Here is a 21152-nt window from a genome sequence, read left to right as displayed (position 1 = left end):
GGCGGGAGCGGAAGCGCTCATGGGGCACCTGTCGGCTTTGGCGCGCGCAGTCGCGGCGTACGATGAACCATCTCGCCTGAAAGGGGTAGCGTTCATGGGTACGTTTGGCGGCTACACGCGCTGGGCTGTGGTGTTTCTCATCATCTTCGTGCTGTTCTTCCTGTTGGTTCCCGCGGTGGGCATGGCGGCGCCGAGCTGCGGCTGTACGCCGGGCGCGGGCGCAGGCGTGTATGGGGCGTATTGAATCATTTGTGACGCGACGCGAGCCCTGGGCGAACCGATGCCCGGGGCTTTCTCGTATCATCCATCGGGGAGACGTCCGTAATCCTCGCTTCGAGCGGGGTACACCCATGGTTGCCGAATGACACGCCAAAGACCACCTGCGGGCGGAGCTATCACACCTGCACTTGCAGGTGAACGATTTGTGATGCGTGGGAAATCCGGGAACAGAACGGGCAGAAGCCGGCTAGGATGCGACTAGGCGCTAAGCTGCAGTTCAAATCGCAAACCGTGTGCGGGACACTTCACTGGCTATCCTTGAAATACGCAATGAGATATCTGATCAATGCGTACACGGCACCTATGCATACGGCTGCCAATATAGATTCCAGTGTCCAAAGCAGAATGAAGCTCAGAACTTTCTGATGACGAATCCATGGTATCAATTGTGTGCCGCCGAACGCCATTCCCGACAGAAACGCGATCCACCGCAGTTTATCGATCAATGCCAGGTATTTCACGGCTTCCGGTGGATTAGGCTTCGTGATCTTGGATAACCATTTCACGTTCTCCGTGACCCCACCTCTGGCGCAAACGCCGACTCCTACATCCGCAACAGGAGACCGGAATCACCAACCGGGTATTTCCGCGTTCAAAGGTCTCAATAGGGCCGCCGACGATCTCGGCGGATCAACGACCGCTACTGTCGACGGTGCCGAAACAAGCCCACTAGCTTCAATGGGGCCGCCGACGATCTCGGCGGATCAACAGGAATCCATATATGCTGATTAATGTGACGCTCGCGCTTCAATGGGGCCGCCGACGATCTCGGCGGATCAACGGTTGGGCTGCGTCGCTTATGCTGGCGCGGCCCCTGCTTCAATGGGGCCGCCGACGATCTCGGCGGATCAACGGTTAGGGAATGATCCGATTATAGGATCAGTTCTAATCTTCAATGGGGCCGCCGACGATCTCGGCGGATCAACGGGTTTGGCTTAGCGCTTACGTTTCGCACGACGCATCCTTCAATGGGGCCGCCGACGATCTCGGCGGATCAACTTGGGCCGCGACGAAACCTGCGGCGTGTCGGAAACGCCTTCAATGGGGCCGCCGACGATCTCGGCGGATCAACCGCCTGGTCGGCCACCGACTGAAACACGCTACCATAGTCCTTCAATGGGGCCGCCGACGATCTCGGCGGATCAACTGTGATTGGTACAACAAAGCGAATGTTTGACATGGATCCTTCAATGGGGCCGCCGACGATCTCGGCGGATCAACTCCGCGTCGTGATTTTATCGGCGTATTCCAGTGCGGCACCCTTCAATGGGGCCGCCGACGATCTCGGCGGATCAACGTGAACCCGCTGTCGCGGTTGTGGATGATGTTGTGCCTTCAATGGGGCCGCCGACGATCTCGGCGGATCAACCATGCTGCCGAACGCGCCGACGATCTTGGAGGATTCCTTCAATGGGGCCGCCGACGATCTCGGCGGATCAACATCCAGCCGGTCACCGCTTCGTACACCATTTGGGCCATCCTTCAATGGGGCCGCCGACGATCTCGGCGGATCAACCCACGCGACCATTCTCCTCAAACTTGGCGTACATCCGCCTTCAATGGGGCCGCCGACGATCTCGGCGGATCAACGCTACCCTCCAGAGCCGGCTCCTGGCGCGGCTTCCTGGGCGTAAATCGCGAACCCATGCGGCGCGCGCCCTTCACACGCCTTCCAACTGCCCTCATCATACCCTCTCACCGGCCAAAAATCCAGTCTCCATGCGCATTTTTCGTCTTGCGCGAACCTCCAGGGCTTTCGCCATCGATCCCGGTTCGCGCATCGCTCGGTTGCGTACCGTGCGCACACGCATGTCACTCGACGCTCGTTTCGTACAGAATCGATGCAGGATTCCCTGAATTCAGGTCGAACTTCTACCTCCATCGCTTTAGCACCGCAGTGGTGCAGGCGAGCTCCCGAAACGCCCCCGCTGCCCCCGCGGCCGCCGTGCAGTCGAGCTGTCCTCAGCCGTCACGGTCTCCGCGACGGCTGAGCCACCTGATCAAATCCCGTCGCCATGACCACCGCGACACCCCGGGCGGGTTGCACAGGGATCGCTCGGCACGAAAGGGTGATGTTTCGCCACACGTAGTTTCCCATTCGCTCTATGTGCCTTGTCTACAAGCATGCCTTGTTCAACGCGGGCATCCAGTGCAGCATTCATCCACACATGACAGGAGGTATCTCCGTGGTTCTCATCGGTGTGCTTGTCGTGATCGTGGGCTTTGCGCTTCGCGTGAACCCTCTGCTCGTCGTGACGGTGGCCGGAATCGTCACCGGCCTCTTGGCGCACGAATCGCCGTATGACATTCTGTCTCAATTCGGCGCTGCGTTCGCGAAGGATCGTTACATGGCCGTGTTTGTCGCCACGCTGCCTGTCATCGGACTGCTCGAGCGCCACGGGCTGCGCGAACAGGCCCAGCGGCTCGTGTCGAGGGTGCGCGCCGCCACGACGGGCCGCATCTTGAACGCGTACCTGTTCATTCGCGAACTGGCGGCTGCCCTCGGACTCACGTCCATCGGCGGGCCCGCGCAGATGGTTCGCCCGGTGGTGGCGCCCATGGCCGAAGGTGCCGCGGAGGCCGCCTACGGCAACTTGCCCCAACCCGTACGGGACCACATCCGCGCCCACGCCGCCGCCGTCGACAACGTCGGCCTCTTTTTCGGTGAGGACGTGTTTGTCGCGGTCGGTGCCGTCCTCCTCATGAAGGGCGTGTTTGATCAGTTCCACATTCACTCCACACCTATCCTCATGGGCCTGTGGGCGCTGCCGACGGCCATCGCCGTCTTTGTCGTGCACAGTGTGCGGCTGTACTTGTTGGATCGGCGTCTCCGGCGCTGGCTGTCCGCCGGCCCGGCCGCGGCTTCCTCATCGCCCGGAGAGGGGGTCAACGCGTGATTCGCATCCAATACGTCTACGATCTCGTCGGTCTCATTCTCGTTCTCTCGAGCCTGTATACGTTTCGCGATCGCGCGAACCCGCGGCGCATCACCACGGGGCTCTTCTACGCACTGTATGGGCTCGCGTTCATCCTGGCGGACGTGCTGCCATCCTTCGTCCTCGGCCTTGTCGTGATCGCCATCGTCCTGCTGGCGGGCTTTGGCGGGGTGCGCACCGGGAGCTATGGGGAGGCGGACGCGGCGGATCGCGAGGCGAGCCGGGCCAGGCTCGGCAATCGGCTGTTCATCCCGGCCGTGCTTATCCCATTGCTCACCGTGGCTGGCGTGGAAGGGCTGAGCCGGATTCACGTCGGCGCTCTGCCACTCTTGGATCCGACGAACGTCACGCTCGTGGCGCTAGGCATTGCCGCCGTCATCGCGCTCATCGTCGCGTGGATCATCACCCGGAGTTCGCCCGTGACATCCCTGCGCGAAGCCAGGCGCCTGATTGAGGCCATCGGCTGGGCGGCCGTGCTTCCCCAGATGCTCGCGGTCCTCGGCACCTTGTTCGCGTCCGCCGGTGTGGGCACCGTGGTGGCGCGCCTGGCCAACCACGTGATTCCGCATCACTCGCTCTTCTGGGCGGTTTTCGCGTACTGCGTGGGCATGGCCGCGTTCACCATGATCATGGGCAACGCCTTCGCCGCGTTTCCCGTGATGACAGCCGGGATTGCCATCCCGCTCATCATTGGGCACTTCGGCGTCGATGCGGATCGCGTCGCGGCCATTGGCATGTTCGCGGGCTACTGCGGCACGTTGCTGACGCCCATGGCGGCCAACTTCAACATCGTTCCCGCCGCGCTGCTTGGACTGCGAAGCCAGTATGCGGTCATCCGGGCGCAATGGCCCACGGCCGTCATCATTCTTGCGGTCAATATCCTACTCATGTACGCGGTTGCCAAATGGTAAAAAACTGCGCGATCTCGGCTCATTCGTGTTCGGCCGGATCGCGCAGACCATCCCCACGATTTTCCTCGGTCTTTACACACTCTTCACAATCCGAACACGTGGATTTCACAAATGGCGCGTAGCATGTGATGACGGAAAGGATCGATATCCATTGAATCAATGGGTATGGATTCAATCGCGACCGCGGCAAGTGCACTGACCCGTCGCAGCTCAAACCTAGCCACAAAAGGGGCGACTCGCGTGTCCGTCAATCCGAAAGTTCTCGAGGCCATGGACGAAAGTCGGCTGAATGGCTTCCACTGGAAGACGATGTTCACGGCTGGCATGGGCTTTTTCACCGACGCCTACGATCTCTTCATCATCGGCACGGTTACGGCCATCCTCACACCCCTCTGGCATCTTTCCACCGCGCAACTCTCCATTTTGAATAGCACGTCGCTCGCGGCGGCGGCGCTCGGTGCCCTGTTCTTCGGCAAACTGATGGATAAGCTCGGGCGCAAGGCCATGTACGGATTTGAGGTCATCATGCTCGCTGTGGGCGCCATTCTCTCGGCCTGCGCGCCGTCCTTCATCTGGCTCGTCATCTTCCGCTTCATCGTCGGACTTGGCGTGGGCGGCGATTATCCCACCAGTTCGGTCATCATGACGGAGTACTCCAATCGCAAAAATCGCGGCTTCATGGTCACGATGGTCTTTGCCATGCAGGGGCTCGGGCTTTTGGCAGGTCCGCTCGTCGCGTCCATCCTGCTCTCCGCGGGCATCCCGCATGACATTGCGTGGCGCATCATGCTCGCGCTCGGCGCCATTCCGGCGGCTTCTGTGATTTACCTGCGCCGCAAGATGCCCGAGTCGCCGCGCTATCTCATGGCCGTGAAGCAGGACGCGGACGCGGCGGCGAGCGCGGCCCGGGAACTGACGGGCGAGGCCGTGCGCGCCTCGGCGGAGGCCGCTCCGCGCGCCGTGATCGCCAAGCAGTCGCTGTGGACGCCGAAGCACCTCCTCCGCTTGCTCGGGACGGCAGGCAGCTGGTTCCTCATCGACGTCGCGTTCTATGGGAACAGCGTCTCGTCGCAGCTCATCCTGAAGGCGCTCCTGCCGCACGCGCAGCTCGTCACCACGACGCTTGTCGCAACGGCCATCTTCATGGTGGCTGCGCTGCCGGGCTATTTCGTTGCGGCCAACCTGATGGACAAGTGGGGGCGCAAATTCATTCAGAGCCTCGGCTTCGTGGTGATGGCGGCCGCATATGCGGCGCTGTTCCTGGTGCCGAGCATCGCGAAGATGCCCATTCTGTTCCTGCTGCTGTACGCGGTGAGCTACTTCTTCATCGAATTCGGCCCGAATACGACGACGTTCCTCGTGCCGTCCGAAGCGTTCCCGACGAATCTGCGCGGCACCGCGCACGGGATCTCGGCGGCGGCTGGCAAGATTGGCGCGTTCCTCGGCGCGTTCGTGCTGCCGGGTATCCTCAAAGCCGCGGGCTTGAGTGTCACCATGGGCATGCTGGCGGGCGTGGCGCTGCTCGGGGCGCTGCTCACCCTCCTTGCGGTTCCCGAGATGAAGCAGAGATCCCTCGAGGACACCGAGGAGATCCAGGTGTCGCCGCAAGCCACGACGCATCACAGCATTGTCGGCTGATGTCGGCGTGAGGCGTCTGTCGCGAAGCGAGGAGAAAAACCATGACGCACGGACCGGATATGCCAGAGGACGTCTGCATGCGGTGCTTGGCGGTGCTCGGCGAGCCCCAGCGGCTGCGCATCCTCCGGGCGTTGGCCGAGGGCGAGCAGACCGCGGGCGCGCTGAGCGAGCGCCTCGGCGTGCGCCAAAACACCCTTTCCCATCACATGAGGCAGCTTCGCGAGCACGGGCTGGTGGAGGTGCGCCGCCATCCGCACGACGAGCGATTTACGTTTTATCGATTGAACGGGCGTCGACTGCGGGCCCTCTCTGCCGTCCTGACGGATTGGGCCGCTCGCGCAGACGCAGAGTGTGAAACCTCGGGCCGCTGGTCTTCGTGACGGCGGCCTCGGCACGGAGATCCTCCTTCGGCCGTTTCGCGCGGGTGGTGATTGTGGTACGGTGAACCTGAGGTGGAGAGCGTGGGCAAAGATATGCAGCGCGAAGAATGGCTTGATATTTTCACTTCCGAAATGATCCCCTGCGGCACAGCTCCCAGGTCCATCGTACATGAGCGCGGGTTGTGGCACCAGACGTTTCACGCGTGGATCGCCACCGGAAGAAGTCCTGCGGGGCGCCTCGTCGTCCAACTGCGCGGCGCCCGCAAGGACACGAATCCACTGCGCCTCGACGTGAGCGCCGCGGGTCACCTCGAGGCGGGAGAATCGCCGGAAGAGGGTGTGCGGGAGATCGAGGAGGAGCTCGGCCTTCATGTCCCCGCGGGACGCCTGCACAAGCTCGGCGTGGTGGCACACGAGGTGCGGCTCGGGCCGGTGTGGGACCGCGAATTTCACCATTTGTATGTTGCCATCGTCCCAGATTTGTCGCTCGGGGTCCTGCGCCCAGCGGTCGACGAGATCGCGGGCATCTACGAACTCTCTGTTCGTGACTTCTTCGATCTCGCCTTCGGCCGCCGGCAGGAAGCTGTGCTCACCGGTTATCGCGTGCTTCCGGGCCATTTGCAAAAAGACGCGCGCACCGCGCGGTGGACGGACTTCGTGCCGCGATCGCGCCCGTACCTCGACCTGCTCGCACATTTCTTCCTGCGCGAGGGCTGATCTCAGTCCACAAACGGGCCGTTGAAGATGGGGCGCTCTCCCACGGGTTCGCCGAACACCATCACGGCGCGAAGCGACTCCGCCGCCCGCACGGGCGTGGGCACAAACGCCTCGTCGGCGGCTCGGTGCCAGATGAAGAGATCGCCCTTCTGCATCGGAATCTCTTCCTCGCCAAGGTGCCCCGCGCCGTCGAGCACGAAGATGAAGCCCTGATGATGCGCTGGGGCCTCGAGGGTGTAGGACGCGCCCGCGACCATTTCGACGTCCTGGTACGTCATGGGGCGGTGCGTCCTAAGCGGCGATCCACCGCCCACAATCCACTTCCGCCGCACGCCCTGGGCAGGTTCGTCCACGGGCAGGGCGTCGGGCGGGATATCCTCGTAGCCCGGATCCATGCCCTTGTCGCTCCTCGGGATGTTGATCCAGAGCTGCAGTCCGCTGTCGATCCCGTCCGTACCAGGCATCTCGGAGTGCACAATCCCGCGCCCCGCCGTCACGTGTTGCGCGCCCCCTTCAGGGATGACGCTTTGGTGGCCCGCGCTGTCCGCGTGCGCCACGGCGCCTTGCAACACATACGTGATAATCTCAAAGCCCCGGTGCGGGTGGTCCGGGAACCCATCCGGGTGTTGGATGGAAAAGTGATCGAGCAGGAGAAACGGGTCGATGTACGGCGTTGTGCGCGAAGGGAAGATCCGCGCGTGTTCGTAAAACATGAGGGGCGCGCGATGCGCGCCCGGGAACTTCATCCATGCCACGTGAGTGCCTCCTCTCGCTTGCATCCGCCTTTTGGTCAGGCCAGCGCGTCTCGAAGTTTCTCCGCAATGCGGACGAGCGCCTTCGTCGCGCCAGGCGAAAGGCTGTAAAACTGTGCGAATCCGTGGATCAGATCTTCGAAGTTCTCGATCTCGACCTTGACGCCCGCCTTGTTCAGCGCTTCCGCGTAAAGCTTGCCGACGTCGCGCAGCGGATCGTACTGCGCCGTCGCGATGTACGCCGGAGGCAAGCCGCTCAAGTCCGGGTAGAGGACGGGTGAAAACCACGGATGCGTGAGTTCCTCCAGGCTGTTCAAGTATTGATCCCGGAACCAGAGCATCATGCCGCCGGTCAGGAGATAGCCTTCCGCATTTTCTTCGATAGATGCGGGAGGATGAGCCGGATCGTACCCCGTGGAAGGGTAGATGAGCAGCTGGAACGCGATGGCCGGCCCGCCGCGCTCTTTGGCAAGGATGCTCGTCACAGCGGCAAGATTCCCTCCGGCGCTGTCTCCGCCGACCGCGATGCGGGCTGGATCGAGATGAAAGTCCGCTGCGCGCTCCGCGATCCACTGAAGCGCGTCGTAGGCGTCTTCCACGGCGGCAGGGAACTTGTGCTCCGGCGCCAGGCGGTAGTCGACGGAGAACACGACCGCGCGGCCGTCTTTCGCGAGGACGCGGCAGACGGGATCGTGCGTCTCGAGGTCTCCGACGACCCAACCGCCGCCGTGATAATACACGAGCGCGGGGTAGGGCGGTTCGACGCCCTCCGGGCGGTACATGCGCACCTTGAGCGTGCGGCCAGGCAGATCCATGTCAAACTCTCGGACCTCGGCCACGGGCTCCTTCTTGACAGGAGGAAACAGCGACTGTTGGGAACGAAATTGCTGGGCGGAGAGATGTTTGTAGTCCGGGGCAGGCATGCGGTTGAGTTGATCGAGCACCTGCTGAATGACGGGATCGAGCGGCATGTGGGTCGCCTCCTCTGCGATGGGACATCTCACTTACATTTTAACAGTGGAAGGGTGGGGAAGGGAACAAGGGTCTTGAGAGAAAAGAAAGGATTCGGACAATGAACGATGCAAGAGCACCATTGACGTCGGGAAGGCTGAGCGTATAATCCAGGACGACAACGTTAGTGCAATCGTTTGCACAAGAGGAGGTTGATGCACGTGAAGTGGACGGGTGCCGCGAGCCTTGCGACGACCATCGTCATGTCTGCAGCGCTTCCGTTCGCGGCGTTTGAAAACACCCGTTCCGTCGGCACGGAACGCGTTCTGGCGGCGACCGCGGCGGATAGTACTAACGCCTCGCCCCCGACCGGGGCGTCCGCAGGCGGTGGCACAGCAGGAGAGACCTACTCGAATGCCGTGCAGATTGTGAGCGGCAATGGCTTTCGCGCTGGAAACGGGGCCACGGTCGTCCTCGCTGTGAATGGACTGAACTTGAACCCCTCGAGTTTCAAGGTTGTGGTATCGAATAGCCTCAACGGCGTGATCGACGTCACAAGTGATTCCGTGCTAACGGGGCCGAATTCGATTGCCTTGCACCTTCCTGCCGGGGATGACGGGCTTGGCGCCGGTACGTACACGGTCACCGTCGAAAGTGGAGGTGATTCGGTCTCGACGCCTTCAGGACAGGGACTTCAGGTCATGCCTTATACGACGGCCGACACCATTCAGTGGGATGGAATCTACACATCCGATGGCGCGATGTACGTGTCAGATCCGAATCCCTCCCCTGGACAAGAGGTGACGATCAGCCTTCGAGCGTACAGCGGGAACCTGACGAAGGTGATCCTGAATTGCTGGGACACCGCACAAAACAAGGGTTTCCAGGTCGAGATGTCTCCAGGCAGAACGTTTGGACCGTATCAGCTCTGGTCTGCCACGATCCCCGCTTCAAACGGCGGAACGATCTATTATCGCTTTGACATATACGATGGCACCAGTTTTGCGTGTCTCTCAGGTGACGGACTGCACACGTCTGACGACATCAACAACAATTTCCCGTTGCCCGTGGGGACGGTCACGCTTTCGACACTTCAGGCGAATCCCGGTGATACGGTGACGGTCTCCGACCCTGTAGGTGACTTCGCCGGAAGCCAGGATCAACCCAATCACACGGTGATACGGTTTGTCAACTCGTCGGGCGAAACGGCCGCCACAGTCAATGGGACGAACGCGAGCTGGAACAGCGTGCAGTTCACAGTCCCACAGAGCCTTCCAAACGGCTTGTATCGCGTCGAGATCGACACGGTCGCCAAGGACGCGGATGGGGTGGTCAATGTCGAATTGGACAGGAGTGCGGAGCTTATTGTAGGGCCTCTGCCCGCGTGGATGCAAGCGTATGCACATGATTCGTTTCAGGCGTTCTACCGATCGCCTTTCGGAGCCGTGTCCACAGGAACCCCCATCACGCTTCGCCTGCGGGCTCCGCTCAGCGTGAAGAGTGCGACGCTTCGCCTCTGGGGGGCAGCGGATCAGTCAGGCGAGATCGACCTGCCGATGCAGAAGCTCCAAATGTCGGGAGACGAGTTGGCGCAACAAACCGGCGTGCAGGACATCAACGACTACACGTGGTGGACGGTGACCATCCCTGCGGCGGATGTGACCACACCCGGGACGATGTGGTATCAGTTCGTGACGGAGACGGACACTGGCCAGGTGGTCTACTACGATGACAATGGAGCTCAGCTTGAAGGGCCTGGCCAGGTTGGGTTGTCTTCCGACGGACCGAGCTACCAGATCAGCGTATACGAACGGGGATTTCAGACGCCAGATTGGCTGAAGCACGCCGTGATCTACGAAATCATGCCGGATCGGTTCTACAATGGCAATATCGCCACGGAGGAGAATCCGAATACGCAAAAGGGGATTTATGTAGGGGCCGATGGAACGGAGTCATTAGGCCCCATCCAGTTCCACGAGAACTGGGACTCGCCGCCCTATGATCCGAATATTCCTCCGTTATCTGATCCCAAAATTGCCAGTCTGCGAGGCAATGGCCAATGGAACATTGACTTTTTCGGAGGTGATTTGCAGGGCATCGAGGATAAGCTGGACTACCTGAAGAGCCTTGGAGTCAATACGCTGTATCTGATGCCCGTCTTTGAGGCGGAATCCAATCACAAATATGACACAGCCGACTATTTCAAGATTGACCCTGGATTTGGAACGCAGCAGGACTGGCTGAATCTCGTACAGGCTGCGCACGCGAAGGGGTTCCATATCATTCTCGACGGGGTGTTCGAAGATACCGGAAGTGACAGCGTATATTTCAACAAGTTCGGGAACTTCCACTCCAACGGTGCGTGGCAGGCGTACCTGAAGAACCAGCCGTCGCTGTCGCCCTACTACTCGTGGTACGTGTGGACAGGGAACACCTCAAACCCATACGATTCGTGGTTTCAGATCGACACGCTGCCACTTACGGACACGTCGAACCCCGCCTATCAGCGATTCGTGTATGGGAGCGACAACTCAGTCGCGCGTGTGTGGATCCGGGAAGGTGCGGACGGATGGCGCTTGGACTCGGCCGACAACGGGAATTTCAACACGGCATGGTGGGGTGGCTTTCGGCAGGCCGTGAAATCGATCGATCCCAACGCAGCGATCATCGGCGAGATCTGGGACAATGCGACGAATGACAATGGAACGGATTGGTTGACGGGATCGACCTTCGACAGTGTAATGAACTACCAGTTCCGGAACGCCGTGATCGACTTCTTCCGCGGCACGTACAACGACGGAAACGTGCAGCACCACGCCGTCGACGCTGCGGGATTCAACCAGGAACTGATGCGCCTGTACAGTGAATATCCTCTGCAGTCGTTCTACTCGATGATGAACCTTGTCGATTCGCAAGACACCATGCGGATCCTGACCATCTTGGAGAACGCGCCGCAGCCAGGCGATCTATCCGCGCTCCAGCAGGATGAGTACAGGCCGTCTCCTGCGGCTGAACAGTTGGGGATCGAGAGGCTGAAGCTTGTATCGGACTTTCAATTCAGCTTCCCGGGCGATCCGACCATCTTCTACGGCGACGAGGCAGGGCTCACTGGTTATTCGGATCCCCTCAATCGTCGGACCTATCCGTGGGACAACCAGAATCTCGATCTCCTGAACCACTACCGCAAGCTCGGGGCCATTCGAAACGCCAATCCTGTGCTTCAGACGGGGGATTTCACGCCGTTGTACGCACAGGGCATGGTGTACGCATTTGCAAGGACCATTCGGAATGGGCGAGATGTCTTCGGTGTGCCAGCGGAGGATGCCACGGCCATTGTGGCGATCAACAATCAGAACCAAGCTATCACCGTGACCATTCCGACGGATGGGACGGTTGCGGACGGGTCCACGATGCTCGATGAACTGAACAACCAGTGGTACAAGGTGCAGAATGGTGGCATTACACTCACGCTGCAATCGTATCAAGGTGCCATTTTGGTGACGCCGAGCGACGCGCCGATGGCTTATCTGCAAGAGGAGGATTCTCAGAACGAGATTGCGTGGACGCCTGTGCAAGGTGCCATCGGTTATCGCGTCTGGAGACAGAATCCGAATGGACAATGGGTGCCCTTTGGACCTGTGCTTCCTGCCACGGACTTGAGTGTCACGGTGGAACGCGATGCATATGCGCAAACGTTTGCTGTACAAGCGCTGTTTTCGGCGTCTGATCACGCCCAGTCTCCGGTGTCGGCACCTAAGACGGTATCGCTTCCCGTCGATGTGCCCGCGGTACGCCTGAGTCAGCCGATCGTTAGTGGTCGTGTGGTTGGAGATCGTGCGATGGTCTCGATCACGCCGGTTTCAGGCGCGACGCAGTATGTGATCTACCAGAGACAGGGCGACGGATCGTATGCTCCGGTCGCGACGGTCTCCACAAGTGGCGATTCCGCAGCTATAGGGGAAGTTCCTGCGCAAGGTCCGGCCAACTCGCCTCACGCGACGATTCGCGTGACAGTGCCCGTACCTGCAGGTTTCTCGTCGGTGACCTACCGCGTGGCTGCGCAAAACGAAGATGGGCAAGCTGTGACCAATCCATTGACCCTATCGCTCTCGAAAAAGTGATGCCTCGCGAAAAGGGCTATCGGAATTTTTTCGAGATAACATCTTGATTGCGATCGGATGAAAGCGTTATACTAATCGCGCAAACGTTTGCGCAAGCAAATGCACAGAGGGGGTTGTGTCGGTGAGGAGATGGGGAATCGTATCGACAGGTGTGGCCGCGCTCGTGTTGGCGGGCGGAGCCATCGCGGGCTGTGGAACCTCGAACGGTGGTCAAAACACGTCTCCTTCCACGAGCTCGTCGAGCGCCAAAGGGGAGGCAAGCGCTCTGCCCAAAGGGCAGACCATCACCGTTTGGTCGTGGCAGACAGGGCCGGAGTTGCAAGACGTGAAGCAGATCGCCGCTCAGTGGGCAAAGGCTCATGGGGACAAGGTCATTGTCGTCGACCAAAGCTCCAATCCGAAGGGATTCCAGTTCTACGCCACGGCGGCTCGCACGGGCAAGGGGCCTGATGTCGTGTTTGGAATGCCGCACGACAACAATGGCGTTTTCGCAGAAGAAGGATTGATGGCGCCGGTACCGTCTGGCGTGCTCAACACGGGTCTCTATGCACCTAATACGATCGACGCCATCAAGGTCAACGGCACGATGTACTCGGTGCCAGTATCCGTTCAGGTCGCGGCAATCTACTACAACAAAAAGCTTGTGCCGCAGCCACCGCAGACATGGGCCGAATTCGTGAAAGACGCAAATGCACATGGCTTCATGTATGACCAAGCGAATCTTTACTTCGATTACGCCATTATCGGCGGCTATGGCGGGTATGTGTTCAAGGACAACAACGGCACACTCGACCCGAACAACATAGGTCTTGACACACCGGGGGCTGTGCAGGCTTACACGCTGATGAGGGATATGGTCTCCAAGTATCACTGGATGACCCCGAGCACGAATGGCTCTATCGCGAAGGCTGAGTTTCTGGCTGGGAAGATTGGTATGTACGTGAGTGGCCCATGGGACACGGCGGATATTGAGAAGGCCAAAATTGACTTCGGTGTAACGCCATGGCCCACCTTGCCGAACGGCAAGCATGCCACGCCCTTCTTAGGCGTTATCACGGCATTTGTGAACAAGGAGTCCAAGACCCAGGCAGCTGACTGGAGCCTTGTTCAAGCGTTGACCAGTGCGCAGGCGCAGCAAATGTACTTCAGAGATTCCCAGCAGATTCCTGCGCTCTTGTCTGTGCAGAGGTCGAGCGCCGTCCAGTCGAGCCCAACCTTTAAAGCGTTCGTCGAACAGTTGCGCTACGCGGTACCGATGCCCAACATTCCGCAAATGCAGGCCGTGTGGCAAGCAATGAGCATCCTGCAGAATATCATTGCGGGCAAGGTGTCACCAGAGCAGGGTGCGAAGGATTTTGTGCAAAACATTCAAAAAGGCATCATGGCACAAGGATCCTGATATCATCGGCTACGCAGGTGGGAGCCGGCCTGTGGCTGGCTCCTTTCCTTACGAGGGGGTAAGCCTATGGCCACCGTCATGGAGATGAGAAGGTCTCACGGCCGGGAGCGCGCAAAGCGGCGCGTGGATTGGGTCGCCTACGGGTACCTCTCTCCAGCGCTCGTCACCATCTGTGTTCTCAGCATCCTACCCATTTTTTACACTATATACATCTCGTTTACTAATTTTAATCAAATGCACTTTCTTTCTTATCAGTTCGTAGGTTTGAAGAACTATGAGGAACTTTTAAATCCGCATGATCCGTTGTCGAATCTATTTTTGCCGACATTCATCTGGACCTTGGTGTACGCGCTCTGTACCACGGCGCTCGCGTATCTCGTGGGATTGTTCCTCGCCGTCCTACTCAATAACAAACACATGCGGGAGCGCACTCTCTATCGAACACTGCTCATCGTGCCTTGGGCGGTTCCGAACCTCATTTCAATGCTCGCATGGCAGGGCCTGTTGAACGATCAGTACGGGCAAATCAATGCACTTTTGCATGGCGTGTTTGGCCTGCCGCGCATTCCCTGGCTCACGAGCGCGTTATGGGCTCGAATCGCTGTCATCATGGTCAATGTTTGGGCCGGTTTTCCCTACATGATGACCGTTTGTTTAGGTGCTCTGCAGTCGATCCCGACCGACCAATATGAGGCCGCGGAAATTGACGGAGCCAACTGGTGGCAAGTGTTTCGGTATGTGACCATGCCTTCGGTGTGGCGAATCTCTTTGCCGCTCCTGATACCGTCTTTTTCATACAACTTTAACAACTTCAACGCATCGTATCTGTTGACTGGAGGCGGACCGCCCAATTCGAACAACCCATTCCTGGGTCAAACGGACATTTTGGCAACTGCGGCCTACAAAATGACTCTTACGTTCAATCGCTACGACTTAGGAGCGACGATTTCCGTTCTGCTGTTCATTCTTGTGGCTCTTATCAGCTGGGTGCAGATGCGCTATACCGGAGCCTTTAAGGAGGTCGATGCGTGATGGCTATGTCGAGTCAGAGTTTCTCCGCAATGAAATCCCAGCGCCCAATCGCAGCTCGCACGCGTCGTCGCCGGTCCATGCAGCCGGGAGAGCAAGTCGCTCTGTGGGTGTCGCGCATCGTCATTTGGTGCGTCATCGTCATGGTTCTGCTCCCCATGTGGTTTGTCGTCATTGCGTCCTTCAATCCTTCAAATTCGTACATTTCGTTTTCGTTGTTCCCGTCGAATGCTTCCCTCGCGAACTACAAAGCCCTGTTTCAAGGTGGCCAGTTTTGGACGTGGGTTCGCAACAGTTTAGTGGTCGGTGTTGTCGTCGCGATGGCACAATCGTTCATCACAGCGATGTCCGCCTTCGCCTTTTCGAAGCTTAGATTTTACGGGCGGAAGTATGGTCTGATGACCCTTCTCCTGCTTCAGATGTTCCCCAATATCTTGGCGATCGCGGCCTTCTACACCGCGCTCGCGAAGTTAAACATGATTGATATGTTAGGTTCGTACATCCTCGTTATGCTTGGAACGAGTGCTTTTAACATCTGGCTCCTCAAGGGGTACATGGATTCCGTGCCGAAAGAACTGGACGAGGCCGCCGTGATCGACGGTGCGACGACTTGGCAGAGGTTCATTCATGTGACGTTGCCCTTGTCCACCCCGATGATGGTCGTGATTTTCTTTCTGACCCTTGTTGGCATCTTCAGCGAGTACATGTTCGCAGGAACCATTCTTCAGTCGCCCTGGAATTACACACTCGGTGTTGGAATGTACAATCTGATTAGCGGGCAGTTCGCCAAGAACTGGGGAGAATTCGCTGCAGCTGCACTCTTGTCGGCTGTGCCGCTTGCCATCGTGTTTGCCGTCGCACAGCGATACCTGACAAAAGGGTTGGTGGCGGGCTCGGTAAAAGGCTGATGTTTGCTGGAAGGAGGGGTACGCCGTGGCCACCATTAAAGACGTTGCCCGCCTCGCCAATGTGTCACCGTCCACCGTGTCCCGAGTGCTCGCCAACTCGCCCCGCATCTCTGAAGAGACCAAGCGAAGGGTTCGGGCTGCGCTTGAACAACTGAACTACCACCCGAACGCCTTTGCACGCGGCCTGGTGACGAATTCGACCGGCGCCATCGGCATTCTGATTCCTCCCTCAGCGCAAGAGTTCTTCGTGAATCCATTCTTCGCCGAGTGGATGGCGGGCGTGGCCGAGGTGGCCCGGCAGCGGGGAGTTGACACCGTGCTCTCCACATCCGCCAGGGGAGAGATCGAAACACTTGATCACATGATACGGGGGAGGCGTGTGGACGGCGTTCTCCTCATCGGCGCGCGGCAAGGCGATCCCGTCCTGCAGGAGGTCGCGAAGTTGCGCTGTCCCGCTGTTCTTCTCGGCCGACCCGCTGATCCAGCACCCATCAGTTGGGTGAATAACGACAATCAGCGAGCCGCTTACGACGCGACAGTTCACTTGTTGAACCTGGGGCACCGCCGCATTGGATTTTTAGGAGGCGCTTCCGACTTGGTTGTGACGATGGATCGCGTCGCCGGCTATCGACAAGCCCTGGTGGACCACGGTGTGGAACCTGATTCTCGGCTTGAGGTCTCAAGCTTTTTTCTTGAGCAAGGAGGCTATCTCGGCATGATGCGCTTGCTCGCGATCCCCGATCGTCCCACCGCGGTCCTGTGTGCAGACGACGTGCTGGCGTTTGGCGGCATGCGTGCGGCTCATGAACTTGGATTCGAGGTTCCTGGCGATCTCGCCATCGTCGGATTTAACGATATTCGCTTGGCAGAGCTCGCCCATCCGGCGCTTACCAGTGTGCGGGTTCACATGCATGAGCTGGGTGTCCGATCTGCCGAACTTTTGCTTGAGGAGATTGACCAAGGCAAACCTCTGCAACGGCATGTCATCGTCAAGCATGAACTGGTGATTCGATATTCCTGCGGTGCAAAACCCATCGGCACGTTGACAACCTGAAGAATGGCGGTCCCGGGGGGTTGGCCATGGAACTTGTGTGGCAGCATCGTTGGGCGGCAGACGCTTACCCGCTTGACTTGTCAACCATGGTTCTTGTGTTGCGCGTTGCGCGATGCACACCCGCACAGCGGGTGCGGGTGCACTTTGGAGATCGGTACGAACCTGACTTTCAGAATTCAAGTGAGGCTCGAAGATACGGATCGGACGGAACATTTGACTGGTTTACGTGTCGAGTTGCCGCACCGACGCGAAGACTGAAGTATGCATTTGAAGTGTTATCCTCAACTGGACGGGCTGTGTACCTGGGTGAGGGCGGGCTCGCGGATACATTGGATGCTGTCCAGCCCTTTCAATATCCGTACATTCATCCATCTCGGGTTCTCGCTGTCCCAGATTGGGTGGGGCATGCGGTGGCTTATCAAATATTTCCTGATCGGTTTGCTGTGGGTGAACAACAGTTGGTACGTCCGACGGATCCATGGGACGCGCGTCCAACCCCTGATAGTGTATTTGGTGGGAACCTGCGAGGGATTGTGGACAAACTCCCGTATCTGAGCGATCTCGGCGTGAACCTGATGTACCTCACGCCTATCTTCCAGGCTCCATCGAACCACAAATACGACACGCAGGACTATTTTGCCGTAGACCCCGCATTCGGTACCTTGGGCGATCTGCAATTGCTCGTACGAGAAGCTCATCGCCTCGGGATTCGCGTGGTTCTCGACGCAGTGTTCAACCATTCGGGGTTTCAATTTGCCCCCTTTCAGGACGTCATTGCGCGCGGTACGGCGTCTCCCTATTGGTCTTGGTTCTTCGTGCAAGGGGACCGCGTTGACGTCGAATCCGTCAATTATGAGACTTTCGCAACGCGCCTCAGACATATGCCAAAACTGAACTTGGCAGAGCCTGCTGCCGAAGAATACTTTCTGCAAGTGGCCAAACACTATGTTCTCGAGTGCGATATCGACGGATGGCGTTTTGACGTCGCCAACGAAATCGATCCCCACTTTTGGTCACGGTTGCGATCAGAACTGCGCGCCTTGAAACCTGATATCTTGTTGATAGGAGAAATATGGCATGACAGCCTCCCTTGGCTGATGGGCGATGCCTTCGATGGCGTGATGAATTATCCGCTTCGAGAGCTTGTCATGCGCTATGCCATGGACGAATCCATAGATGAACCTGCTTTCGCAGAAGCGTGGGTACGCCTCTATCTGCAGTACCCGCGTCCGGCATGGCGCGCGATGTGGAATCTGTTGGGCAGTCATGATACTGAACGCGCGCTTACGCGCGCACGCGGTCATGTTCCCTCTGTTGTGTTGGCGTTTGCAATGCTTTTCACGCTACCCGGAATTCCCATGGTGTATTATGGGGACGAGATCGGCATGGAAGGTGGAACCGATCCGGATTGCCGTCGGGGCATGATCTGGGACGCGAACTTATGGCAGCTTGATCTTCGCGAAGCCGTGCGGCAACTCGCATGGCTCAAGCGAACCCATCCCGCGCTTGCAGGAGATACAATGGAGATTCGCGATGCGAACTCTGGCGTGCTGCATTATGTACGGCTAAACGGCACAGGTCCGCATCTTCACATTGCTGTTTGCAAACGTCGAGACTTCGGCGCGGAAGTGGACTCCCCACTATTCGCGTGGGATGTGCCATCTCGGACATCGGGCGAGGAACGAAAGATCCTGATATGGGAATGCGATTCAACTGAGGGGTGTGGGCATGATTCACGAGCAGACGGATTTCACAACCAGTGAGGCGATCCGCCCGGATACGCTGATCTCGCCGCCAGATGACTGGGCTTTTCTCGGGCGACCCAGCCGGTTTGATGTGGATCACGATGGCTGGGCGACGGTTCAGTATGACGCTGGAGTCATGGTCGGTGTCGCCGCACTCGACGACACCGTGCTACGCGTAGCCTACTGCAGGTCCCCTGGGGAGTGGCCGACGAGCACACCTGCCATTGTGGAACAGATGTCGCAGCGGCACTCCTGGCGGCTCGTTCAGGAAGAGCGACGCGTGCAACTGGAATGTGTTGCCGGATGGCAGATTCAAATCAACCGGGACGACGGAACATGGAGTATACGCCATCTCGGCTTTGGGACAGCCGTCGAGGCCATCACGTGGTACAAGCGCAAAAAAGGCGGCGCATTGACGTTTGCTTCGCTCGACAATGCCCGGTTCTATGGACTTGGCGAAAAGCCGGGGCCCCTTGACAAGCGGCACGAGGCGTACACCATGTGGAATTCGGACGTTTACGCGCCTCACGTGCCAGAGATGGAGGCCCTATACCTGTCGATCCCGTTCTTTTTGCGATTGCAAGACCAAACGGCCGTTGGCATCTTTGTGGATAATCCAGGGCGATCCCGCTTTGACTTCAGGAGCAGATACCCTGACGTGGAAATATCGACAGAACGAGGCGGGTTGGACGTTTATTTCATCTTCGGGGCTTCGCTCAAAGATGTCATTCGACGTTACACAAAGCTCACGGGGCGAATGCCGATGCCACCCAAGTGGGCGCTCGGCTATCATCAGTCTCGGTACTCGTACGAGACCCAGAGCGAGGTCCTGTCGGTGGCGCAAACGTTTGTCGAGCGCGACATTCCGGTGGATGCCTTGTATCTGGATATTCACTACATGGATGGATATCGGGTGTTCACCTTTGATGAGAGGCGATTTCCCGATCCGGCACGCATGTGCGACGAGTTGCGGAAGCTTGGGGTGCGCGTTGTCCCCATCGTGGATCCGGGGGTGAAACAGGATCCTGAATATCCCGTTTACATGGACGGGCTAGCCCACAACCACTTCTGCCAAACCGCCGAGGGTCAAGTGTATCTTGGTGAGGTATGGCCCGGATTGAGTGCCTTTCCTGATTTCGCGTCGGAGGAAGTGCGGGCGTGGTGGGGCAAGTGGCATCGGGTGTACACCCAGATGGGAATTGAGGGCATATGGAATGATATGAACGAGCCGGCTGTGTTCAATGAGACGAAGACCATGGACGTGAACGTGGTCCACCGAGGCGACGGACGATTGTACACGCACGGAGAGGTCCACAACCTCTATGGATTCTGGATGGCTGAAGCCACGTATCGCGGACTGAAAGCGCAGTTGGCTGGCAAGCGGCCTTTTGTGCTCACGCGCGCTGGCTACAGCGGAATTCAACGGTATGCGGCGGTGTGGACGGGCGACAACCGAAGCTTTTGGGAACATATGGCCATGGCCATCCCGATGGTGCTCAACATGGGGATGTCCGGTATTCCGCTCGGGGGCCCAGATGTGGGCGGTTTCGCTCATCACGCTTCAGGTGAATTGCTTGCACGATGGACGCAAATGGGGGCGTTCTTTCCGTTCTTTCGAAATCACAGTGCCATGGGAACGCATCGACAGGAACCTTGGGCATTCGGCCCTACGTTCGAAGCCGTCATTCGACGTGCCATCCGGCTCCGTTATCGTTTCCTGCCTTATCTGTACACGCTCGCACGGGAAGCCCATGAGACAGGTTTACCCATGATGCGGCCCTTGGTGTTAGAGTATCCCGACGATCCAAACACGCACCACGTCGATGATCAGTTCCTCGTCGGTTCCGATCTTCTCGTGGCACCCATCCTCAAGCCGGGCATGGCCCATAGAATGGTCTATTTGCCCGATGGAGAATGGATTGATTATGAGACGCGTGAGCGATACCAAGGGCGTCAGTACATCTTGACGTATGCGCCTCTCGATCGTATCCCTCTGTACGTGAGGGCAGGGAGCGCTATCCCCGTGAACCTCTTGGAGCGGTCGGGCGAGACCCAGCTAGGATGGGAGATCTTCGTGGACGCCAACGGTCGAGCCTCGGGTCGATGCTATGAGGACGACGGCGAGACGTTTAGCTATGAAGACGGCGCCTACTGTGATCGCGTGTTACAGGCCCTCGCCACCTCGGAAGGAACACTGATCGAATGTCATCTTGTTCAAGGATCAGGAGATGGTGGAAGTCTCGAGAGCGTTGTTCGCGTGTTCACACCAGATGACGTTCGTGAGGCTCGTGCGCAGGGCATATCGTTTTCCATCCATGTGTGATGGGCTCAA

At 58.6% G+C, this 21152-nt stretch carries 15 protein-coding genes, 1 pseudogene and 1 CRISPR repeat array; of the genes and pseudogenes, 14 read left to right on the top strand and 2 right to left on the bottom strand.

Annotation, left to right across the window (positions count from 1 at the left end; genetic code table 11):
- Nucleotides 1–19 precede the first annotated feature (19 nt).
- The 6 genes from AACI_RS16615 to AACI_RS14265 all read left to right on the top strand — a co-directional run bounded on the left by AACI_RS16615 (nucleotide 20) and on the right by AACI_RS14265 (nucleotide 6861).
- Complete coding sequence (locus tag AACI_RS16615) at nucleotides 20–244, top strand: hypothetical protein (RefSeq protein ID WP_218917123.1); 225 nt, start codon at nucleotides 20–22, stop codon at nucleotides 242–244.
- Between the two features lie 633 nt (nucleotides 245–877).
- Nucleotides 878–1869: direct repeats of the CRISPR family, unit length 37 nt; unit sequence CCTTCAATGGGGCCGCCGACGATCTCGGCGGATCAAC.
- Nucleotides 1870–2465: 596 nt separating this feature from the next.
- Nucleotides 2466–3176: a DUF969 domain-containing protein gene (locus tag AACI_RS14285; protein WP_012812086.1), complete on the top strand. Its 711-nt coding sequence runs from the start codon at nucleotides 2466–2468 to the stop codon at nucleotides 3174–3176.
- On the top strand, nucleotides 3173–4126 hold the full coding sequence (locus AACI_RS14280; RefSeq protein ID WP_012812085.1) for a DUF979 domain-containing protein: 954 nt from the start codon (nucleotides 3173–3175) through the stop codon (nucleotides 4124–4126). Before AACI_RS14285 ends, AACI_RS14280 begins: the two co-directional genes overlap by 4 nt.
- A 240-nt stretch (nucleotides 4127–4366) precedes the next feature.
- Nucleotides 4367–5764 carry an MFS transporter gene (locus tag AACI_RS14275; protein ID WP_012812084.1) on the top strand — a complete coding sequence of 466 codons (1398 nt, stop codon included), beginning with the start codon at nucleotides 4367–4369 and terminating at the stop codon, nucleotides 5762–5764.
- 41 nt (nucleotides 5765–5805) lie between these two features.
- Entirely contained in the window at nucleotides 5806–6144 is a 339-nt protein-coding gene (locus AACI_RS14270) for an ArsR/SmtB family transcription factor (RefSeq protein ID WP_012812083.1), read from the top strand.
- A 180-nt stretch (nucleotides 6145–6324) separates the two neighbouring features.
- Nucleotides 6325–6861 carry an NUDIX domain-containing protein gene (locus tag AACI_RS14265; protein WP_245530636.1) on the top strand — a complete coding sequence of 179 codons (537 nt, stop codon included), beginning with the start codon at nucleotides 6325–6327 and terminating at the stop codon, nucleotides 6859–6861.
- A gap of 2 nt (nucleotides 6862–6863) precedes the next feature.
- Here the strand turns inward: AACI_RS14265 and AACI_RS14260 are convergent, their stop codons facing one another.
- The gene (locus AACI_RS14260) at nucleotides 6864–7607 is read right to left on the bottom strand and encodes a pirin family protein (protein WP_245530814.1); all 744 of its coding nucleotides are present in this window, start codon (nucleotides 7605–7607) and stop codon (nucleotides 6864–6866) included.
- A gap of 44 nt (nucleotides 7608–7651) precedes the next feature.
- Nucleotides 7652–8584, bottom strand: a complete 933-nt coding sequence (locus AACI_RS14255; RefSeq protein ID WP_012812080.1) for an alpha/beta hydrolase — start codon at nucleotides 8582–8584, stop codon at nucleotides 7652–7654.
- Between the two features lie 201 nt (nucleotides 8585–8785).
- On the opposite strand from AACI_RS14255, the gene AACI_RS14250 reads away from it, so the two are divergent.
- From AACI_RS14250 to AACI_RS14215, 8 genes and pseudogenes are all read left to right on the top strand, one after another.
- A complete protein-coding gene (locus AACI_RS14250; protein WP_012812079.1) occupies nucleotides 8786–12685 on the top strand; it encodes a glycoside hydrolase family 13 protein in 3900 nt (1299 codons plus the stop codon).
- Nucleotides 12686–12806: 121 nt separating this feature from the next.
- Complete coding sequence (locus AACI_RS14245; protein ID WP_012812078.1) at nucleotides 12807–14084, top strand: extracellular solute-binding protein; 1278 nt, start codon at nucleotides 12807–12809, stop codon at nucleotides 14082–14084.
- 66 nt (nucleotides 14085–14150) lie between these two features.
- Nucleotides 14151–15116, top strand: coding sequence for a carbohydrate ABC transporter permease (locus AACI_RS14240; RefSeq protein WP_012812077.1), 966 nt, complete (start codon nucleotides 14151–14153; stop codon nucleotides 15114–15116).
- Complete coding sequence (locus AACI_RS14235; protein WP_012812076.1) at nucleotides 15116–16021, top strand: sugar ABC transporter permease; 906 nt, start codon at nucleotides 15116–15118, stop codon at nucleotides 16019–16021. Before AACI_RS14240 ends, AACI_RS14235 begins: the two co-directional genes overlap by 1 nt.
- A gap of 25 nt (nucleotides 16022–16046) precedes the next feature.
- A complete protein-coding gene (locus tag AACI_RS14230; RefSeq protein WP_012812075.1) occupies nucleotides 16047–17075 on the top strand; it encodes a LacI family DNA-binding transcriptional regulator in 1029 nt (342 codons plus the stop codon).
- A gap of 26 nt (nucleotides 17076–17101) precedes the next feature.
- Nucleotides 17102–17383: pseudogene (locus tag AACI_RS17005) on the top strand (alpha amylase N-terminal ig-like domain-containing protein); the annotation flags it as partial.
- 102 nt (nucleotides 17384–17485) lie between these two features.
- Nucleotides 17486–18838, top strand: coding sequence for a glycoside hydrolase family 13 protein (locus AACI_RS16090; RefSeq protein WP_245530812.1), 1353 nt, complete (start codon nucleotides 17486–17488; stop codon nucleotides 18836–18838).
- On the top strand, nucleotides 18804–21143 hold the full coding sequence (locus tag AACI_RS14215; RefSeq protein ID WP_012812073.1) for a glycoside hydrolase family 31 protein: 2340 nt from the start codon (nucleotides 18804–18806) through the stop codon (nucleotides 21141–21143). Before AACI_RS16090 ends, AACI_RS14215 begins: the two co-directional genes overlap by 35 nt.
- Nucleotides 21144–21152 lie beyond the last annotated feature (9 nt).

The sequence above is a fragment of the Alicyclobacillus acidocaldarius subsp. acidocaldarius DSM 446 genome, assembly GCF_000024285.1.
GTDB classification, from domain to species: Bacteria; Bacillota; Bacilli; order Alicyclobacillales; family Alicyclobacillaceae; genus Alicyclobacillus; species Alicyclobacillus acidocaldarius.
Note: the sequence above shows the minus strand (reverse complement) of the source record. Positions and strands in the feature narration are given on the sequence as shown.

Bases quoted from the DNA above. Each gene is read 5' to 3' on its own strand.
- AACI_RS16615 (WP_218917123.1), top strand. From the start codon at position 20: ATGGGGCACCTGTCGGCTTTGGCGCGCGCAGTCGCGGCGTACGATGAA.
- AACI_RS14270 (WP_012812083.1), top strand. From the start codon at position 5,806: ATGACGCACGGACCGGATATGCCAGAGGACGTCTGCATGCGGTGCTTG.
- AACI_RS14260 (WP_245530814.1), bottom strand. From the start codon at position 7,607: ATGAAGTTCCCGGGCGCGCATCGCGCGCCCCTCATGTTTTACGAACAC.
- AACI_RS14255 (WP_012812080.1), bottom strand. From the start codon at position 8,584: ATGCCGCTCGATCCCGTCATTCAGCAGGTGCTCGATCAACTCAACCGC.
- AACI_RS14240 (WP_012812077.1), top strand. From the start codon at position 14,151: ATGGCCACCGTCATGGAGATGAGAAGGTCTCACGGCCGGGAGCGCGCA.
- AACI_RS14235 (WP_012812076.1), top strand. From the start codon at position 15,116: ATGGCTATGTCGAGTCAGAGTTTCTCCGCAATGAAATCCCAGCGCCCA.
- AACI_RS14215 (WP_012812073.1), top strand. From the start codon at position 18,804: ATGATTCACGAGCAGACGGATTTCACAACCAGTGAGGCGATCCGCCCG.